This is a genomic window from Luteimonas sp. 8-5, assembly GCF_029763755.1.
In the GTDB taxonomy this organism is placed as follows: domain Bacteria; phylum Pseudomonadota; class Gammaproteobacteria; order Xanthomonadales; family Xanthomonadaceae; genus Cognatiluteimonas.
Genome location: NZ_JARUVM010000168.1, coordinates 1 through 2,262, shown reverse-complemented (window position 1 = coordinate 2,262; position 2,262 = coordinate 1). Strand labels below are relative to the sequence as shown.

Below are 2,262 nucleotides of genomic sequence, written 5' to 3'. Positions count from 1 at the left end.
GCACCCGCGAGCTGGCCGGTGCCAACCGCGAGTTGCGCGCGCAGATCGGCGAGCGCGTGCGCGCCGAGCAGCGCCTCACCCACCAGGCGCGGCACGATGCGCTCACTGGCCTGCCCAATCGCCCGCACCTGCTGGAGCGGCTGGACGCGGCCATCGACCGTGCGCGCAGCGGCAAGCTCGGCGGTTTCGCGGTGCTGTTCCTGGACCTGGACCGCTTCAAGCTGATCAACGATTCCATCGGCCATGCCGCCGGCGACGAAATGCTGGTCGAGATCGGACGCCGCATTGCCGGCGTGCTCGGCGAGGGCAGCATGGTCGCGCGTTTCGGCGGCGACGAGTTCACCATCCTGGCAGAGGGCATCTGCGACACCGAGGCCAGCATGGCCATGGCCGGGCGCATCCTCGATGCGCTGGGCAAGCCGCTGTGGCTGGGTGGGCGCGAACTGTTCCCCTCGGCCAGCATCGGCATCGCCCAGTGGCAGCCGCGCTACCGCCTGGGCGAGGAACTGCTGCGCGACGCGGACGCGGCGATGTACCGCGCGAAGGCCGAGGGCCGCGACCGCAGTGCGCTGTTCGACGAGGACATGCGCGCCCACGCCATCCGCCTGCTCGACCTGGAAGCCGACCTGCGCCGCGCGATCATGGGCGACGCCTTCGCGCCGCACTTCCAGCCGATCGTGCGCCTGTCCGACGGCGTGGTCGTCGGCCACGAGGCGCTGCTGCGCTGGAACCACGAGATCCACGGGCCGCTGCCGCCGGGCGAGTTCATCGGCGTGGGCGAGGACAGCGGCCTGATCGAGCAGGTCGACTGGCTGGTCTACGAACGGGTGATCGCCTGGTTGCGCGAGCACGGCGATACCTACGTGTCGATCAACGTCTCGCCGCGGCACTTCCGCTCCGACGATTTCGCCGAGCGCCTGCTGCGCATGCTCGACGCCGCCGGCACCGACCCGCGCCGACTGCGCATCGAGATCACCGAGGTCGCGCTGCTCGACGACGCGCCGCGCGCCTTGCGCATGCTCAACACCCTGCGCGCCCGCGGCGTGCAGGCGTTGCTGGACGATTTCGGCACCGGCTTCTCGGCGCTGTCCTACCTGCACCGTTTCCCGATCCAGTCGCTGAAGATCGACCGCAGCTTCGTCGCCGGCCTCGACGGCGATACGCAGGCCGAAAGCCTGGCCCTGGTGCGCGCGATCCTGGCCCTGGCCGGCACCCTGGGCATCGACACCATCGGCGAGGGCATCGAGACCCCCGCCCAGCGCGACATCCTGCGCGAGCTCGGCTGCCAGTTCGGCCAGGGCTTCCTCTACGGCAAGCCCGCCCCGCTCTGATGCAGCAGGCGTTCCCGAAACGGTTCGTCTACCCGTTCTTCCTCGTGCACATGCTGATGTTCGGTGCGGCCGGCTTCGTGCTGGCCTATGGCGCCGACGGCGACGTGGGCTTCCTGTACATGCACGGCGGCATGGCCATCGTCATCTACACCGTGTTCTACCTGGTGATCTTCGGCGTCGACGCGGTGCGCTGGATGTTCATCAACGCCGCGCTGGGCCTGGTCGGCATCTACAGCCAGATCGGGTGGATCCTGGGCTTCTTCTTCGGCCGCAATGCCGGCGAGTTCCCGTGGTACGTGCACGCGGTGCCGGTGCTGTACTACGTGCTCTACACCTTCCTGCTGCGCCAGCTCGTCCTCGACCTCACCCGTTCCCGCGACAACCCCGCCCGCCGCCGCTGGGTCGAAGCCGCCTACATCCTCCTCTCCCTGCTGCTGTACGGCGCGACGCTGATCCTCCGCTGACCGCAGGAGCGCGCCTCGCGCGCGAAGGTATCTTGTGTGCTTACGCTGGAAAGGCGGTCCGCTTTGGCGAATGTCCCCCGGCCGGGCCTGCGGCCCGGCCTCCTCCTTGATTTCGCCAAAGCGCACCACCTTTCCCGCGACGCCCCGCACGTGAGCGGGCGGTTCACGTTTTGCTTCGCGCGCGAGGCGCTCCTACGTCACTGTGACGCGGATCTGGCCATCGCTGACGCGCGCGTCCAGGGGGTCGCCGGACGCCACGTCACCGACGCTGCGCACCACCCGCCCATCCGGATGCTGCAGGATCGAATATCCGCGGGCCACCGTCGCCAACGGACTGATGGCCGACAGCGAACGCGCCAGCCCCTGCAGGCGCGATTGCCGCTGCTCGAGCCGCCGCTGCATCGCAGAGCGCAGGCGCCGCACCGCATCGCCTTGCCGCCGCGCCAGCAGCTCCAGCCGCGCACGCG

3 protein-coding genes are annotated in these 2,262 nt (G+C 69.8%); 2 read left to right on the top strand and 1 reads right to left on the bottom strand.

Annotation, left to right across the window (positions count from 1 at the left end):
* A partial coding sequence (locus tag QAA18_RS12680) for an EAL domain-containing protein (RefSeq protein WP_279413451.1) occupies positions 1-1,331 on the top strand: 1,331 nt, incomplete at its 5' end.
* Positions 1,331-1,795 carry a hypothetical protein gene (locus QAA18_RS12675; RefSeq protein WP_279413449.1) on the top strand — a complete coding sequence of 155 codons (465 nt, stop codon included), beginning with the start codon at positions 1,331-1,333 and terminating at the stop codon, positions 1,793-1,795. The genes QAA18_RS12680 and QAA18_RS12675, both read left to right, overlap by 1 nt.
* Positions 1,796-1,987: 192 nt before the next feature.
* On the opposite strand, the gene QAA18_RS12670 is transcribed toward QAA18_RS12675, so the two are convergent.
* A partial coding sequence (locus QAA18_RS12670) for an exodeoxyribonuclease VII large subunit (protein WP_279413447.1) occupies positions 1,988-2,262 on the bottom strand: 275 nt, incomplete at its 5' end.